General features: G+C 72.2%; 13 protein-coding genes and 2 pseudogenes. 7 read left to right on the forward strand and 8 right to left on the reverse strand.

Annotated features, from left to right (window positions below; translation table 11 throughout):
• Positions 1–753, forward strand: coding sequence for a succinate dehydrogenase/fumarate reductase iron-sulfur subunit (locus tag GEV43_RS07405; protein ID WP_160820038.1), 753 nt, complete (start codon positions 1–3; stop codon positions 751–753).
• A gap of 86 nt (positions 754–839) precedes the next feature.
• Here GEV43_RS07405 and GEV43_RS07410 read toward each other — a convergent pair whose 3' ends face one another.
• The 6 genes and pseudogenes from GEV43_RS07410 to GEV43_RS07435 form a co-directional block, all read right to left on the reverse strand.
• A complete protein-coding gene (locus GEV43_RS07410) occupies positions 840–1,823 on the reverse strand; it encodes a LysR family transcriptional regulator (protein WP_160820039.1) in 984 nt (327 codons plus the stop codon).
• Between the two features lie 60 nt (positions 1,824–1,883).
• Positions 1,884–2,561: a Crp/Fnr family transcriptional regulator gene (locus GEV43_RS07415; RefSeq protein ID WP_160820040.1), complete on the reverse strand. Its 678-nt coding sequence runs from the start codon at positions 2,559–2,561 to the stop codon at positions 1,884–1,886.
• A 323-nt stretch (positions 2,562–2,884) separates the two neighbouring features.
• On the reverse strand, positions 2,885–3,655 hold the full coding sequence (locus GEV43_RS07420; protein WP_160820041.1) for a succinate dehydrogenase/fumarate reductase iron-sulfur subunit: 771 nt from the start codon (positions 3,653–3,655) through the stop codon (positions 2,885–2,887).
• Positions 3,652–5,621, reverse strand: a pseudogene (locus GEV43_RS07425) (fumarate reductase/succinate dehydrogenase flavoprotein subunit). The gene GEV43_RS07420 and the pseudogene GEV43_RS07425 overlap by 4 nt, the downstream one beginning before the upstream one ends.
• A gap of 12 nt (positions 5,622–5,633) precedes the next feature.
• Positions 5,634–6,464: a hypothetical protein gene (locus GEV43_RS07430; protein ID WP_160820042.1), complete on the reverse strand. Its 831-nt coding sequence runs from the start codon at positions 6,462–6,464 to the stop codon at positions 5,634–5,636.
• Positions 6,465–6,801: 337 nt separating this feature from the next.
• Entirely contained in the window at positions 6,802–7,461 is a 660-nt protein-coding gene (locus GEV43_RS07435) for a helix-turn-helix transcriptional regulator (RefSeq protein ID WP_160820043.1), read from the reverse strand.
• 154 nt (positions 7,462–7,615) lie between these two features.
• Here GEV43_RS07435 and GEV43_RS07440 point away from each other — a divergent pair, with 154 nt between their 5' ends.
• Both GEV43_RS07440 and GEV43_RS54650 read left to right on the forward strand, forming a co-directional pair.
• Entirely contained in the window at positions 7,616–8,209 is a 594-nt protein-coding gene (locus GEV43_RS07440; RefSeq protein ID WP_160820044.1) for a hypothetical protein, read from the forward strand.
• Complete coding sequence (locus GEV43_RS54650) at positions 8,206–8,838, forward strand: OmpA family protein (RefSeq protein ID WP_160820045.1); 633 nt, start codon at positions 8,206–8,208, stop codon at positions 8,836–8,838. The genes GEV43_RS07440 and GEV43_RS54650 overlap by 4 nt, the downstream gene beginning before the upstream one ends.
• A 120-nt stretch (positions 8,839–8,958) precedes the next feature.
• Here the strand turns inward: GEV43_RS54650 and GEV43_RS07450 are convergent, their stop codons facing one another.
• Positions 8,959–9,846 (reverse strand): serine/threonine-protein kinase, encoded by an 888-nt coding sequence (locus tag GEV43_RS07450; RefSeq protein WP_160820046.1) that lies wholly within the window; start codon positions 9,844–9,846, stop codon positions 8,959–8,961.
• A 160-nt stretch (positions 9,847–10,006) separates the two neighbouring features.
• Here GEV43_RS07450 and GEV43_RS07455 point away from each other — a divergent pair, with 160 nt between their 5' ends.
• Both GEV43_RS07455 and GEV43_RS07460 read left to right on the forward strand, forming a co-directional pair.
• Complete coding sequence (locus GEV43_RS07455) at positions 10,007–11,602, forward strand: LCP family protein (RefSeq protein WP_160820047.1); 1,596 nt, start codon at positions 10,007–10,009, stop codon at positions 11,600–11,602.
• Positions 11,603–11,702: 100 nt separating this feature from the next.
• Positions 11,703–12,200 (forward strand): DUF4282 domain-containing protein, encoded by a 498-nt coding sequence (locus GEV43_RS07460; RefSeq protein WP_160820048.1) that lies wholly within the window; start codon positions 11,703–11,705, stop codon positions 12,198–12,200.
• Positions 12,201–12,225: 25 nt separating this feature from the next.
• Here the strand turns inward: GEV43_RS07460 and GEV43_RS54655 are convergent, their stop codons facing one another.
• Entirely contained in the window at positions 12,226–12,597 is a 372-nt protein-coding gene (locus tag GEV43_RS54655) for a hypothetical protein (RefSeq protein ID WP_309240068.1), read from the reverse strand.
• 48 nt (positions 12,598–12,645) lie between these two features.
• Between GEV43_RS54655 and GEV43_RS49630 the strand changes: the two are divergent.
• Together GEV43_RS49630 and GEV43_RS49635 are read left to right on the forward strand one after the other, a co-directional pair.
• Positions 12,646–13,140 (forward strand): annotated as a pseudogene (locus tag GEV43_RS49630) (protein kinase); the annotation flags it as partial.
• A gap of 349 nt (positions 13,141–13,489) precedes the next feature.
• Positions 13,490–14,752: a hypothetical protein gene (locus GEV43_RS49635; protein ID WP_241684123.1), complete on the forward strand. Its 1,263-nt coding sequence runs from the start codon at positions 13,490–13,492 to the stop codon at positions 14,750–14,752.
• Positions 14,753–14,774: the final 22 nt, after the last annotated feature.

Consider the following 14,774-nt stretch of genomic DNA (forward strand, 5'->3'; position numbering starts at 1 on the left):
ATGAAGCTCACACTGCGCGTCTGGCGCCAGAAGGGCCCCGAGGACTCGGGCGCCATGGTCGGGTACGAGCTCGACGACATCTCCCCCGACGCCTCGTTCCTGGAGATGCTGGACGTCCTCAACGAGAAGCTGATCGCCGACGGCGAGGACCCCGTGGCGTTCGACCACGACTGCCGCGAGGGCATCTGCGGCATGTGCTCCCTGGTGATCAACGGGACGCCGCACGGCCCCGAGCAGCGCACCACCACCTGCCAGCTCCACATGCGCAAGTTCCGCGACGGCGAGGTCATCGACGTCGAGCCGTGGCGCGCCAAGGCGTTCCCGGTGGTCAAGGACCTGGTCGTGGACCGCTCCGCGTTCGACCGGATCATCCGTTCGGGCGGGTTCATCTCCGCGCCGACCGGCACCGCGCCCGAGGCGCACTCGGTGCCGGTGCCGAAGCCGGACGCCGACGCCGCGTTCGAGGCCGCCGAGTGCATCGGCTGCGGCGCGTGCGTCGCGGCCTGCCCGAACGGCTCGGCCGCGCTGTTCCTCGGCGCGAAGATCACCCACCTCGGGCTGATGCCGCAGGGCCAGCCCGAGCGCTGGGACCGCGTCGTCGGGATGCTCGACACCCACGACGAGGAGGGCTTCGGCGGCTGCACCAACACCGGCGAGTGCACCGTGGCCTGCCCGAAGGGGATCCCGCTCGACGTGATCGGCCGCCTGAACCACGACTACCTGAAGGCGTCCGCGGGCGGCAGGAAGAAGTGACCGCCTGAGGAGCCGCCGCTCCCCCCGTTCCAGCCCCGCTCGGCCTCAGCCGGGCGGGGCTGCTCCAACTCCGCGGTGCGCGTGCGTCACGGCGTGACCAGCGTCTCCACCCCGGCGGGCAGGCTGTCCTTCTCGCCCGCCTCGACCAGGAACGCGAGCAGCGTCTCCTGGAACGCGCGGGCCGCGTGCGTCAGGTCGACGTCCTTGCGGTGCGCGAGCGCGATCGTCCGCAGCAGCCCCGGATGCCCGCCCCGCGCGTGGACGTCGTGGACGGCGGCCTGCTCGGCCAGGACGAGCGGCGTCCCCCGCAGTCCCGGCCGTCCCGCGAGGACCATGCTCGGCACCACCGCGATGCCGAGCCCCGCCTCCACGAACCGCAGCACCGCGTCCATCTCGCCGCCCTCGACCGCGAAGCGCGGCTCGAAGCCCGCCGCGCGGCACGCCCCGATCGTCGCCTCCCGCAGGTCGTAGCCCGACCGGAACATCACCAGCGGCCGGTTGCGCAGGTCCTCGATCCGCAGGTGCGAACGGCGCGGTACCCGCCCAGGCGTCCCGGCCGGCGACGCGACCACCAGGTGCTCGCGCAGGATCGGGGTCGTGTCGAGCGGCGGGTCGCCGTGCAGCGGGAGGATCACCAGCGCGAGGTCGAGCGACCCCCGCACCAGGTCCCGGACGAGGTCGCGCGAGCCGCCCTCCTCCACCAGGAGCCGGATGCCCGGATAGGCGTCGTGGAACCGGCGCAGCACGTCCCCCAGCAGCCCCGCGCACAGCGACGGCGTCGCGCCGAGCCGTACCCGGCCCCGCCGCAGGCCCGCGAGCTCCTGCACCTCCAGCCGGGCGGTGTCGACGTCGGCCAGTATGCGCTTGGCCAGCGGCAGCAGCGCCTCACCGGCCGGGGTCATCGTGATGTTGCCGCGCGCCCGGCTGAACAGCGACGCGCCGAGCTCGGTCTCCAGCGCGCGGATCTGCTTGGACAGGGACGGCTGCGCCACGCGGAGGATCTCCGCCGCCTGGGTGAAGTGCCGGACCTCCGCCACCGCGACGAAGTACGCGAGCTGCTGCAACTGCATCCTGCACAGCGTACGGGCCGGGCCTCCCCCGCCCCGGCCCCGGGTCGCCGCCCCCCGCGGTCAGTGGGCGTGGCGGCGCAGCGCCTGGAGGTCGTGGACGATCACGCGGCGGCGGCCGGTCTCGATCCAGCCCTCGTTGCGCAGCGTCCGCAGGGCCTTGCTCACGGCCTCCCGCGACGCGCCGACCCAGCCGGCCAGCTCCTCCTGCGACAGGTGCAGGGTGATCCGCACGCTGTCCTCGCCCTCGCGCCGCACGCCGAACCGTTCGGCCAGCTCCACGAGCCGCTGCGCGACCCGTCCGGTCGCGTCGAACATGCCGAACTCGATCCGCTTGCGGTCGGCGTCCCGCCACCGCTGGCAGAGCGTCTGCATGATCAGCACGCTGACCCGGCCGTGCGCGTGCAGGAACGCCATGAAGTCGCCGGAGGACACCGCGAGGACCCGCGCGGGTTCGAGCGCGGCCACGCTCGCCGACCGCGGCAGCCCGTCGATCGCGGCGACCTCCCCGAGCAGCGCGCCCGGCCCCCGGACCGCGAGCATCGCCTCCCCGCCCTGCTCGCGGTAGGAGAACGCCTTCACGCGCCCCTTCAGCAGGACCGCGACCCAGCCCGACTCCTCCCCCTCGTTGAACAGCGTCCGCCCCCGGTCGTAGTCGCGGACGTTCCCCCTCCTCTGGAGGTCCTCCCGTTCCGCGGGCGTGAGCTCGGAGAGGAACGAGCCCGGTTCGAGGGCGCTCATGCGTTCAACGCTAAAGGGAACGCGCGGCATGGAGGCCCGCACGAGAATTACGAATGCATCACGCGTTCTGTGAACTTCTCCCTATACGCCCGCCGGGGACCGGGCGATCGTGGACTACGGCGTGCGCGGCCGAGAGGCCGCCCAGCGGCCACGGCGTTCTGGGGAACGGCGGTACGGCGGGCGGCGGTGACGGGGACACGCCGCCCGCCGTCATCCGCCCCCCGACCACGGCGACGCCCCCGCCGCACCAGCGACAGGGGCGCCGTTCCTCAGGTGGGCTCACATCCGACGTCCTCCAGGCGGGGGCCCACATCCGACGTTTCTCAGGCGGATGGGGTGTCCTGGCCCTTCTTGACGATGCCGAGCTTGCTGCCGAGCCAGACGACGGGGTCGTAGCGGCGGCCGACGACGCGCTCCTTCATGGGGATCAGGGCGTTGTCGGTGATCTTGATGTGCTCGGGGCAGACCTCGGTGCAGCACTTGGTGATGTTGCAGAAGCCGAGGCCGTGGTCCTCCTGCGCGATCTCGCGGCGGTCGGCGGCGTCGGCCGGGTGCATCTCCAGCTCGGCGATCCGCATGAGGAAGCGGGGGCCGGCGAAGCCCGGCTTGTTCTCCTCGTGGTCGCGGATGACGTGGCAGACGTTGTTGCACAGGAAGCACTCGATGCACTTGCGGAACTCCTGCGAGCGCTCGACGTCCACCTGCTGCATGCGGAACTCGCCGGGCTCGACGCCGCCCGGGTCGAACGACGGGATCTGCCGCGCCTTCTCGTAGTTGAACGACACGTCGGTGACCAGGTCGCGGATCACCGGGAACGTGCGGATCGGGGTGACCGTGATGGTCTCCTCCGGTTCGAACGTCGACATCCGCGTCATGCACATCAGCCGCGGCATGCCGTTGATCTCGGCGGAGCACGAGCCGCACTTGCCGGCCTTGCAGTTCCACCGGACGGCGAGGTCGGGGGCCTGCGTCGCCTGGAGGCGGTGGATGATGTCGAGGACGACCTCGCCCTCGTTCACCTCGACGGCGTAGTCGCGCAGCTCGCCCTCGCCCTCGTCGCCGCGCCAGACCTGGAACTTGGCCTCGTAGCTCATCGGTCGCCCTCCTCGGTCTCGGCGGTCGCGTCCTCGTCCCCGGCCGCGGCGCCCGCTCCGGCTCCGCCGGGCAGTTCCTCGGCGGTGAGGTACTTCTTCAGCTCGTCGGTCTCGAACAGGCCGATCAGGTCGGGCCGCATCGGCTCCATCGGCTGGCGCCTCAGCTCCACCCGCGGGGAGTCGGGGTCGCCGGCGAGGCGGCAGACCAGGTTGACCTTGCGCCAGTCGGGCGACATCTGCGGATAGTCGTCGCGGGTGTGGCCGCCGCGGCTCTCCTGCCGTTCGAGCGCGGCGCGGGCGATCGCCTCCGACACGATGAGCATGTTGCGCAGGTCGAGCGCGAGGTGCCAGCCGGGGTGGTAGCCGCGGCCGTCGTTCACCGCGACGGGCTCGACGCTGACGTTCGCGACCCGCTCGCGGATCTTGCCGAGGGTCTCCAGCGCCTGTTCGAGCTCCTCTTCCTTGCGGATGATGCCGACGAGCTCGTTCATCGTCTGCTGGAGCTCGGCGTGGACGGCGTAGGGGTTCTCGCCGTTCTCGCGCTCGAACGGGCGAGGGCCTCGGCGGTCGCCGCCTCGACCTCGGTCTCCGGAACGGCCGGGCGGGCGTCCAGGGCGTCCACGTACTCGGACGCGCCGAGCCCGGCGCGGCGGCCGAAGACCAGCAGGTCGGTGAGGGAGTTGCCGCCGAGCCGATTGGAGCCGTGCATGCCGCCCGCGACCTCGCCCGCCGCGAACAGCCCCGGCACGAGCGCCGCCGCGGTGTCCGGGTCGACCTCCACGCCGCCCATCACGTAGTGGCAGGTCGGGCCGACCTCCATCGGCTCGGTGGTGATGTCGACGTCGGCCAGCTCCTTGAACTGGTGGTGCATCGACGGGAGCCGCCGGACGATCTCGGCGGCGCCGCCCGGCATCCGGTCGACGACGGTGAGGAACACGCCGCCGTGCGGGGAGCCGCGCCCGGCCTTGACCTCGGAGTTGATCGCGCGGGCGACCTCGTCGCGGGGCAGCAGCTCGGGCGGGCGCCGGTTGTTGTCGGGGTCGTCGTACCAGCGGTCGCCCTCCTCCGGGGAGGTCGCGTACTGGGACTTGAACACCTCGGGGATGTAGTCGAACATGAAGCGCTCGCCGTCGGAGTTCTTCAGCACGCCCCGGTCGCCGCGGACGGACTCGGTGACGAGGATGCCCTTCACCGACGGCGGCCAGACCATCCCGGTCGGGTGGAACTGGACGAACTCCATGTTGAGCAGCGTCGCGCCCGCGAGCAGGGCGAGGGAGTGCCCGTCGCCGGTGTACTCCCAGGAGTTCGAGGTGACCTTGAACGCCTTGCCGATCCCGCCGGTCGCGAGCACCACCGCGGGCGCCTCGAACACCACGAACCTGCCGGTCTCGCGCACGTAGGCGAACGCGCCGCAGATCCGTTCGCCGTCGAGCAGCAGCCGGGTGACCGTCGTCTCGGCCCACACCTTGAGGTTCGACTCGTAGTCGCCGGTCTCCGCGTGGTCCTGCTGCTGGAGCGCGACGATCTTCTGCTGGGCGGTGCGGATCAGCTCCAGGCCGGTGCGGTCGCCGACGTGCGCGAGGCGGGGGTACTCGTGCCCGCCGAAGTTGCGCTGGCTGATCTTGCCGTCCTTGGTGCGGTCGAACAGCGCGCCCCAGTGCTCCAGCTCCCAGACCCGGTCGGGGGCCTCCTTGGCGTGCAGCTCCGCCATCCGCCAGTTGTTGAGGAACTTCCCGCCGCGCATGGTGTCGCGGAAGTGGACCTGCCAGTTGTCGTTGGGGTTGACGTTCCCCATCGCGGCCGCGGCGCCGCCCTCGGCCATGACGGTGTGGGCCTTGCCGAACAGCGACTTGGAGATGATCGCCGTCCTCTTGCCCTGGAGGCGCGCCTCGATCGCCGCGCGCAGTCCGGCGCCGCCCGCGCCGATCACGACGACGTCGTACGAGTGCCTTTCGATCTCAGTCATGATCCGCCGGTCCTAGTTGAAGATTCGCAGGTCGGAGATGGTGTTGCTGGCGACCAGCGCGACGTACAGGTCGGCTGCCACGAGCGAGCCGAGCGTGATGAGCGCGAACTGGCCGTGCCGCTGGTTGAGCTTGGAGACCTGCCCCCACATCCAGTAGCGGACGGGATGCTTGGAGAAGTTCTTCAGCCGGCCGCCGACGATGTGCCGGCAGGAGTGGCACGACAGCGTGTAGCCCCACAGCAGGATCACGTTGGCGAGCAGGATCAGCGTGCCGAGGCCGACGCCGAACCCGCCGTCCTTGCCGTGGAACGCGCGGACGGCGTCCCAGGTGTTGACGACGGAGATGAGGAACGCGGCCATCCAGAAGTAGCGGTGCAGGTTCTGGCCGATCAGGGGGAAGCGCCGTTCGCCCGTGTACTTCTTGTGCGGCTCCTGGACCGCGCACGCGGGCGGCGACGCCCAGTACGACCGGTAGTACGCCTTGCGGTAGTAGTAGCAGGTCAGGCGGAACAGCAGCAGGAACGGCAGCGAGATCACCGCGAACGGGATCCAGCCGCGCAGGCCGGACGGCAGGAACGTGCCGAACTCGGCCGCGTCGCCCGTGTGCCCGTCGACCGTGACGTTGTTGCAGATCTCGTTGAAGCAGGGCGAGTAGAACGGCGTCAGGTAGTGGAACTCGGGGACGTAGAAGGCCGAACCCCAGAACGCGCGCACGGTCGCGTACACCACCCACGCCGTGAAGATCACGAAAGTGGTGATCGGATACAGCCGCCAGTTGTCCTTGCGGAGCGTGCGTTCCTTGATCTGGGCGCGAGCCTTGGCGGGCGCCTCCACAGTGCTCATCGATCGCTCTCCTGAGCTCGGGTCATCGGGTCCCCGTACCACGGGCGAGCGCACTCATGCGGCCGTCGCGCCCCGGCCTCAGACGGGCGCCGCATCCGGACGGTGACGCCTCGTGTGCGCTTCCAGCGAGGCGACCCTACGCCACCCGGGAGGCACTGTGACATACATAACAGGCGGCGGCGCCTGTGACGCTGACCACAGAGTTTGTCCCCGCAAACCCGTACCGGAGGCAGAGTTCTCCCATAACCAGTTGTTATGGCAGAGCAGAATCGAGACGAGCGCCAACGGGCATGAGGGGTTCGCGGCCCCGCGGGCGCCGCCGCCGGACGGCCCGCCGTCACCCTCCGTGACGGCCGAGGGTCCGGTCGAGGTGCGCCTCGGCGTCGCCCGTCCGGCCCGTACCGTAGACGCGCAGCACCTCGGCGAGGCCCGGATGCCCGGCCTCGATCAGCCGCGCCGCGTCCTCGATCTCGGCGGCGGACGCGACCTCGCGCAGCAGCGCCTGGAGCACGCGCGCGGGCGACCCGGCGGGCACCCGTCCCGTAGCGCCCGCCTCGCCCCCGCCGGGCGAACGGTCGGCCGCGCCTGATGCACGGTCGCCCGCGGCGGCGGACCGTTCGGCGGCGGACCGTTCTGCGGCGGCGGACCGTTCGGCGGTGCCGAGGCGCAGGCCGGACGTGGTGGTGGGCGACTCGGCCCGGATCCGCCGCAGCCGCTCCTTCACCTCGGCGGCGGGCAGCGCGTCGTACTCGGGCGCGGCGGCGAGCTCCTCGACGGCGAGCAGCCGGTGCAGCACGGCCGGGTTGCTGATCTTCGCGCGATGGCCGGACATGAGCTGGGAGAGCATCGGCGGCGACAGCCCGAGCACCCCGGCGAGGCCGGACTGCGAGAGCCCGAGCCGTTCGAGGAGGGGGCGGACCCGTTCCCCCAGCGGCTCGCCGTACCACTCGGCCTGGAGCGCCCGGTTCCGGACGACCGTCTCCTCGGCCACGCTCACGCCGTCACCCCCTTGACTATTCGCAAATGCAAACGCTACCTTCTCGTCTGCACAGGCGTTGGTGCCAGTGGCTCCATCGTGCCACGGACATCAGCGTTTGCATATGCGATGCGCCGGTTCACACCGGCGATCTCCCCCCGACCAGGAGGACGCCATGACGCGCCCGACGCACCGCCCGACGTACCACCGCGCCGCGCTCGCGGCCGTCGCCCTCGCGCTCACCGGCGCCCTGACCGGCTGCTCGGTGTTCGGCGGGTCCGACTCCGAAGGCCACGGCCAGGCGAAGTCCGTCGTCGCCGAGGGCGCCGACGTGGCGAAGGGCAAGCCCAGCGTGGACGGCGCCGGCAAGCCCGTCGTCCAGGGCACGTTCCCGAGCGCCATCTCCAGCGGCGCGACGGTCGACATCGCGATCTTCGGGCTGAAGGCGCGCGGCAAGCTCGCGACGCTGACGGTGCGGTACACCCCGCACATCCCGCCGGGCGGCGACGGCAACCCCAACCCGTACAACCTGAACGGCGGCAACAACCTCGGCACCTCGCTGATCGACCCGGTCAACCTCAAGCGCTACGTCGTGGTGTCCGACTCCAACGGCAAGCCGCTCCAGACCGACGACATCTTCGCCCACGTCGCCAACAACCAGGCCGGGAACTTCTACTACACCTTCGCCGCCCCGCCGGAGAACGTGAAGGCCATGGACGTGCAGATCGGCTCGTGGCCGACGTTCCGCAACGTTCCGGTGGAGCGGTGAGGCCGGTGCGGCGCGCCACGATCGCCGCGGCCGTCCTCGCGCTCGCCGCCGGAACGCCCTGCGCGGCGTCCGCCGCGGGCCCGACCCCTTCCCCGAGCGCCCCGAACGTCCTGAACGCTCCGAACGTTCCAGACGGCAATCTCACCGCGGCCGTACGCGGCCTCGACGCCTCCGGGGCCGTCCGCGGTCTGGACGCCGCCGGCTCGGTCCGCGGCATCGACATCGCGTCCTCGATCAAGCCGCTGGAGACCGAGGAAGCGCAGGGCTCCGAGGTCACGGTGCGGATCTCGGCGGACGTGCTGTTCGACTTCGGCAAGGCGGACCTCACCGACGCCGCGCGGCGCCGCATCGGCGACCTCGCGCCGAGGCTGCGGCAGGCCACCGGCACCGTCGAGGTGTCCGGGCACTCCGACGCCGTCGGCGACGACGGCTACAACCTGCGGCTGTCGAAACGGCGCGCCGAAGCCGTCAAGGCCGAGCTGCTGCGCACGCTGAACGGCGCGAACGTCACCGTCAAGGCCGAGGGCTTCGGCGAGACCAAACCCGTCGCGCCGAACAAGAAGGGCGACAAGGACGACCCCGAGGGCCGCGCCAAGAACCGCCGCGTCGACATCACCTTCCAGAAGTAACCGGCGGCCCATCCAGATCAGGCGGCCCGAGCGGCCCGTTCAGGCCGGGCGGACTGCACGTGCCGGACGGGCCGTACGCGCCGGGCGGGCCGTATGCGCCGGACGACACGTTCTCGACGGTCAGGCCGGACGCGCCGGAGGTACCAGAGGCGGAGGTACCGGGGCGGGGGCGGGGCCGAGGTGGTCGAAGATCTGGAGCGGCTCGCCGTCCAGCGTGCGCGCGGGGAGGCGCAGTCGCAGGCCGCAGGCGGCGAGGGCGTGCCGCGCCACGTCCGCGTTGGCCGGCCGCCGCTCCGGGTCGTCCGCGCACAACCGCGCGACGACTCGCCACAGCGGCGGCGGAACGTCCGGCGGCGGCGTTCCGAGCTGCTGCCGGGGCTCGGGGTCCGCGGCGCCGGTCAGCATCCGCCAGGCCACCATGCCCGCCGCGTAGAGGTCCTGTCGCGGGCCGGGCCGGTTCCACTCCAGCACCTCCGGAGCCAGGTATCCGGGTGTTCCGACCGTGAATCCGGTCGTCGTGAGGCGCATCCTGTCCTCGCCCAGCGCGATCCCGAAATCCGCCACGCGGACGTGCGGCGCGCCTTGCGCGCTCGGCTCAAGCAGCAGATTCGCCGGTTTCACGTCCCGATGCACCACGCCCGCGCCGTGGATGTGGCTCAACGCCGCGAGCAGTTGGTCGAGCACCTCCGCCGCGTACTCCGGAGGCAGCCGCCCGTAATCGCCCAGCAACGTCTCCAGCGACCCTCCCCGTACGAGCCCCATCGCGAGGAGAACGTCGTCGCCTGCCAGGCACGACGCGTACGGCGTGAGGACGTTCGGGTGCGCCAGCCTGAGCGCCCGTTCGCGCACCACTCGCTGCACGGACGTCGGCCCGTTCCGCCGCACCAGCTTCGCCGCGCAGTACACCCGTTCCCCGTGGTCGTAGGCGCGCCACACCCGGCTCGTCCCGCCCGTCCCGATGCGGTCCAGCATGGTGAACCGCTCGCCGATCACCCACCCCGCTCGCACGCCCACGATCGTACGGAAATCCACCAAGATGGGGGCCGATGCCCGCACAGCGGGTTCCGAGGGTTCGGCTGCTCCTGATCACCCGGCGGCAGACCCTGCATAAACTGACAAACCACGTAGACCACGTGCCCTGGACAGGGCCCGCCCGAGACGGGACCGGATGAGCGACGACACCCCCGGCCGCGCCGACCGCGCGGAGGACCCCGCCCCGAAGGACGCCGGCGCCGACAGCGCCGAGGCGGGCAAGGCCGGACCGCCCGAAGCGAAGCCCGAGCCGAACGAGACCGACGCGGAGAACAACAAGGGCGACGCAGGCACGGAGAACAACGAGGGCGGCGCCGAAGACCCGGAGAAATCCGGGGAGGCGGGGAAGAATGGCGAGCCGCGAAAGGCACGCACTCGTCGCCGTAAAGTGCTTCGCTGGACGGCCGTGGGCGCCGCCGCCGTCGTCCTCCTCGGAACTGCGGGCGCCGTCGGCCTCTATTACGACCTCGTCGGAGGCATCAAGCACAAGGACGCCAGCGGCCAGCTCGGCTCGAACCGTCCGAAGAAGCTGAACAAGTCGCTCAACGTCCTGCTGATCGGGTCCGACACGCGGGACGGCGACAACGCGCGATACGGCGCGTCCGCCGGGATGAGCGGAGCGCGTTCCGACACGGCGATCCTGCTGCACCTCTCCCCGAACCGCGACCAGGCCGTCGGGATCAGCTTCCCGCGCGACTCGATGGTCAAGATCCCCGAGTGCAAGAAGGAGAAGGGCGGAACGGTCCCGGCGCAGTTCGGGATGCTGAACGCCGCGTTCGCCTACGCGGGCCCGACCTGCACGTGGAAGATGCTGGAGTCGCTCACCGGCATCCACATCGACCATTTCGTCCAGGTCGACTTCTCGGGTTTCAAACGGATGGTGGACGCGCTCGGCGGCGTGGACATCTGCGTCGACAAACCCGTCAACGACCCGCGCGCCGAACTGTTCCTCAAGGCCGGAAAGCAGTCGGTCAAGGGCGAGGACGCGCTCGGCTACGTCCGCGCCCGCTACTCGCTCGGCGATGGCTCCGACCTCGAACGGATCGAACGGCAGCAGAAGTTCATGGCCTCGGTCGTCAACAAGGCCACCAGCGGAAAGGTGCTGTCCGACCCCGCCAAGCTCTACAAGTTCCTGAAAGCCACGAGCAAGTCGGTGACGACGGACGACGACCTCGACCTGTCGGCGATGCGGAAACTCGCCGAGGGGCTGAAGGGGATGAGCGCCGGGCAGGTGCGCTTCGTGACCGTTCCGGTGGAGGGGTACGCGCCGGACCCGAACCGCGTCCAGTGGGACCAGGCTCGGGCGAAGCCGCTATTCGAGGCGATCCGGCACGACAACGACCTGCCCGCCGAGCCCGCCGCCCCTGCGAAGCAGGAGCCGAAGGCGCTCGAACCGGCCAAGGTGAAGGTGACCGTCGTGGCCGCGGGCGCCAAGGACAAGGCGGTCGAGCGGATCACCGACCAGTTGAAACGGCGCGGCTTCGACGTCGCGAAGAAGGTGGAGGAGGCGCCGGCGGCGCCGGAGAGCCGCATCACGTACGCGCCGGCCGACGAGGCGCAGGCGTCCGCGCTCGCTCCCGCCGTCCCCGCCGCCCTGCTCTCCGCCGACCCGGACGCGCCGAAGGGCGGCGTCCGCCTGGTCATCGGCAAGAACGGCCTCACCCTCGCCCCGCCTCCGATCAACAAGATCGACGGCGGGGTGAAGGCGGGCCAGAAGAACCCCTGCGCCTAGCCTGCGGGACGGACGGGACCGTACCGGAGCGGCTCTCCCTCGCCCGGCGCGGCAGGCCCTAGAGTCGTCCCGTAGGGACACCACCCAGGAGACGACGGCGATGACGCACCCTTCCGACCCCGGCCAGCCGCACCACCCCCAGCCGGCCCCACCGCCGCCCCGCCCCCCTGGCGGCCCCACCCCCTACGGCCCACCCCCCCAAACCCGTCCCGGCCCCGGTCCCGTCCCGGGGCCCCGTCCCTCCGACACCGGCCAGACCCCCGTCCCGCAAGGCGGCTGGGTCCCCCCGGAACGCACCGACAAGGGCCTCTTCGGCGCCCTGCTCGACGCCAACTTCGACTACCTGGTGACGCCGAAGCTGATCAAGGTCTTCTATATCCTCGCCCTGCTGCTGATCAGTCTGTTCGCGCTGATGGTCGTGGCGCTCGGCATCTGGGTGGCGCAGTTGCGCAACGGGTGGCTGCTCGGCCTGCTCATCATGCTCAGCTCCCCGGTCATGTGGTTCTTCCAGGCGATTCTCGCCCGCATCTTCATGGAGGCCGTGGTGGTGCGGTTCAAGGGGGTCGAGCACCTGCGGGTGATCAAGGACAAGATCTAGAGGGTGGGGTTAGGCTCGCCGGGAGTCACGCGACATAGACGGGGCAGTGCAGGTGGCCGACTTCGAGGAGCCAGGGTCCGGAGGCGACGCTCCACCGCGTGAGACGCGACGGGATCCCGGTGTGACGCATCGCGATCCGGAGGTTCCCGCGCCGCGCGCGGGCGGGCCTGCGGACACGCGGCGGGACGGGGCCGGGGGCGCGCAGGGCGGCGGGACGTTGATGCGGCTGCCGGCCGTTCTCGCCGAACGGTACGAGGTCGTCGCCGAGCTTCCCGTGCAGGGCGCCGAGTCCGACCTGCTGCTCGTGCGCGACGTGCGCGACGTGCGCGACGCACGGGCCCCACGCGACGCGCGCGGCGGCGAGTACGTGGTGAAGGTGTTCCGGCGCGGCTACCACGCCGACCGGGACGTGTGGGCGAAGCTGCCCGCGCTGGGCTCGCCGAACGTGCTGCGGATCCTGGAGACCGGGCACGCCGACGGCCGCGACTACGAGATCACCGAGTACGCGCCGGACGGGAACCTGCGGGCGCTGATGGCGGGGCCGCTGCCCGCCGAGGCCGTCACCGAGATCGCGGCGCAGCTCGCGTCCGGGCTGGCGGCGCTGCACCGGGTCGGGATCGTGCACCGCGACCTGAAGCCGGAGAACGTGCTCGTCCTCGCCGCCGCGCCGCTGCGGCTGGCGATCGCGGACTTCGGGCTGAGCCGGGTCCTGGACGAGAGCGTGGTGTTCGCCTCGTCGTCGCGGACGCTGGCGTACGCGGCGCCGGAGTCGCTGTCGGGGCAGGTGTCCCCGGCGCGCGACTGGTGGTCGCTGGGGATGATCGTCCGGGAGCTGGTGACCGGGCGCGCGCCGTTCCTGGGGTTGAGCGAGACGGCGGTGGTCGACCATCTCGCGACGCGTCCGGTGAGCGCCGACGACGTTCCGGACGGGCGGTTGCGGCTGCTCTGCCAGGGGCTGCTGACGCGCGACCCGCGCGCCCGGTGGGGCGGGGAGCAGCTCGCGGAGTGGCTCGGCGGAGGCGCGCCCCCCGTCGCGAAGGAGGCCCCGAGACCAGTCGCCCCGGCCGCTCCGCCCGGCGCGGGCGTGCCGTTCAACGGGCGGCGGTTCACCGACCGGGCCGAGTTGGCGCGCGCTCGTCGAGCGGTGGGACTACGCGGCGCTGTACTTCTTCGGACGGGGCGAGACGGGCGAGGCGTGGCGGAGCCTGCGCGACTGGCTCGCGGAGGTCCCGGACGACAGCCGGATCGGGCTGGTCGACGGCTACCTGACCACCGGGCTCGCGCCGGACGTGAAGCTGCTGCACCTCGTCCGGTGGCTGGACCCGTCGATGCCGCCGCACTTCCTCGGCCGCCGCGTCACCGCGGACGACCTGCCGGTGCTGGCGGCGCTGGCCGGGGACGCGGCGCATCCCGACCACCGCACCGCGTGCCTGCTCGGCCGCGAGCTGTGGGAGCAGAGCCTGCTGCGCGTCCTGGCGGGGTTCGAGCAGGGGCACGACCTGGCGGGGATCGACGACCAGTGGCGCGTCCACGTGCGGGCCTGGAACGACCTGGCGCGCTGGCTCCGCGAGCACGAGGCCACGCCGGCGGGTCTCGCCGCGCGCCTTCCGGCAGCGGGCGGGAGCGGTGACGGCGTGCCGGTCGCCAGTGGGGCCCCGGTCGCCGGGGGCGTCGCGGTCGCCGGGGGGATCCCGGCGGACGATCCGCCCGTCGTCCTGCTGACGTTGCTGGCGCTGGCCGCGCGTCCGGCGGAGACGCGGCGCGCGCTCGCGGACGCCGCGTCGCGGGCCCGCGCGTCCGTACGGGGCGAGGTGCCGTGGTTCGCGTGGATGGCGGACGGCGCGGGCGACGACCCGTTGCGGCTCCTCGCGGTCGCCCGCGCGGCGCCCGAGGCCGCCCTGGAGGGCGAGGCGCGGGCGCGGGAGCTGCACGCCGCCGAGCAGCGGTCGGCCGCGCTGCGCGCCCAGCGGGCCGAGCGGGAACGGCTCCGGCTCGCGGGACGCGGCTCCGCCGTCGCCCGCGCCGCCGCGTGGTCGGTGCCGTTCCTCGCGCTGTGGCTGGCCGGGAGCTGGGTGGTCGGCGCCGTGTTCGGCGAGAAGGAGTCGGGGACGTCCAGTGTGGGCGCGCCGAGCGGCGGGTCGGGCCTCGGGTTCGGCGCGCTGGCGGCCGTCGCCGTGCTGGTGTGGGCGGTGCAGTGCGGGGCCGAGGTCCTGCTGGCGCGCACGCAGGGCACGGACTACCTGCCGTACGGCCCGTGGTCGTGGCTGTCCAAGCTGCTGGGCGCGGGCGGCCGAGGGCTGTCCAAGGCCGGGCGGGCGGTGTCGGGCGCCGCCAGGCAGACGCGGGGGCGCGGATGCGGGCTGATGCTGATCGCGGCGATCGTTCCGTTGCTGGGCTTCCTGCTGCTGTCCATGCTGATGTCGTCCATCGCGGGCGTGCTGTGGGTGCTGGTCATGGTCGCCGGGGCGGGCGCGCACGCGGTCGCCGCCGGGTTCCGGCTGCACGAGTGGCGGCAGGCCCGCGAGGAGGAAGAGCGCCGGGCCGCGGCATGAATCACTGGGCCCCGGCATGACC

It is taken from the genome of Actinomadura sp. J1-007, assembly GCF_009793335.1.
Lineage (GTDB): Bacteria > Actinomycetota > Actinomycetes > Streptosporangiales > Streptosporangiaceae > Spirillospora > Spirillospora yumaensis.

Excerpts from the sequence above, each read along its gene's own strand:
- GEV43_RS07405 (WP_160820038.1), top strand. The coding sequence starts at position 1 with ATGAAGCTCACACTGCGCGTCTGGCGCCAGAAGGGCCCCGAGGACTCG.
- GEV43_RS07410 (WP_160820039.1), bottom strand. The coding sequence starts at position 1,823 with ATGCAGTTGCAGCAGCTCGCGTACTTCGTCGCGGTGGCGGAGGTCCGG.
- GEV43_RS07415 (WP_160820040.1), bottom strand. The coding sequence starts at position 2,561 with ATGAGCGCCCTCGAACCGGGCTCGTTCCTCTCCGAGCTCACGCCCGCG.
- GEV43_RS07420 (WP_160820041.1), bottom strand. The coding sequence starts at position 3,655 with ATGAGCTACGAGGCCAAGTTCCAGGTCTGGCGCGGCGACGAGGGCGAG.
- GEV43_RS07430 (WP_160820042.1), bottom strand. The coding sequence starts at position 6,464 with ATGAGCACTGTGGAGGCGCCCGCCAAGGCTCGCGCCCAGATCAAGGAA.
- GEV43_RS07440 (WP_160820044.1), top strand. The coding sequence starts at position 7,616 with ATGACGCGCCCGACGCACCGCCCGACGTACCACCGCGCCGCGCTCGCG.
- GEV43_RS07455 (WP_160820047.1), top strand. The coding sequence starts at position 10,007 with ATGAGCGACGACACCCCCGGCCGCGCCGACCGCGCGGAGGACCCCGCC.
- GEV43_RS07460 (WP_160820048.1), top strand. The coding sequence starts at position 11,703 with ATGACGCACCCTTCCGACCCCGGCCAGCCGCACCACCCCCAGCCGGCC.